The 892-nt window shown below is 42.5% G+C and carries 1 protein-coding gene; it reads right to left on the minus strand.

The features are described 5' to 3' along the window. Window positions 1-573 precede the first annotated feature (573 nt). Window positions 574-729 carry a hypothetical protein gene (locus KCG44_RS14280; RefSeq protein WP_218446799.1) on the minus strand — a complete coding sequence of 52 codons (156 nt, stop codon included), beginning with the start codon at window positions 727-729 and terminating at the stop codon, window positions 574-576. Window positions 730-892 lie beyond the last annotated feature (163 nt).

Genomic DNA, 892 nt, shown 5'->3' on the forward strand with positions numbered 1-892 from the left:
ATGAGAAGCACCAAAAGCGCGAACGGAAGCGGAGACTGTAGCTTTCGGCCGAAACGTAACGCCATCCGCATTCTCAAACTCATAAGTTGATCCGATTCTTTGAAAACGCGTCGACAGAGTTATCATCTCCGACGAACACTACCGTGTTGAATGGGGTAACGAATATTTTTGCACAGTATTCTCCCTCGATCACTGTTCGACATAATTTCTCATCCAAAAATCTGTATGATCCTTGAATTTCAGTTGCAAGTGTTAGGTAATTATATAAACCATTTCGACTAAATACTTCTCTCTTTACAGAGCCTGATCTTCTATGGAGCGTAATTTCGCCTTCCAAATTTATGTAATCATTGAATTCTTTTTCAGAAATTCTTAGAAGGCAACTTGAGATTTTATTGTCTAGGTAAGTTACTTTTTTTACATAATCCGAAAACAGGTATTCTTTTGAAAACTCACAGACCCCAGTTTTTCCTGAAATAAAATTGTCGTCGACTTGATCACAGGCAGATAGAATATTTGAGAAAAATATTATAAATAAGCCATATGCTAGTGATTTAAATGATCTATTATTTTTCATGAAATGTAGATCTTCCTTGCCGAGCGCTTTCCGCGCGCATATTTAAATTCCTTGATTTTGTAGCGATAGGTCGGCAGCGTCTCGCCGCAGCCGACCAGTGCCAGGAACACGCTCATCAGCGCGGCGAAGCTGACAAGCCTCATGCAGCGCATTTCAAATCCCATGTATAAGGCAGGATATCGTCGTTTGCGGGAGCATAACCTGCCAGCCCGGCGCCCAAAGAATGGCCGGTAAAACTAACATCGGCAGTTCTCAGATCATTCCCGGATAGGCCCGTGACGGCTTCAAGGAAATCGATAGCAAGAACGCCCTGCA

The organism is Pacificimonas pallii (genome assembly GCF_019204005.1).
In the GTDB taxonomy this organism is placed as follows: Bacteria; Pseudomonadota; Alphaproteobacteria; order Sphingomonadales; family Sphingomonadaceae; genus Pacificimonas; species Pacificimonas pallii.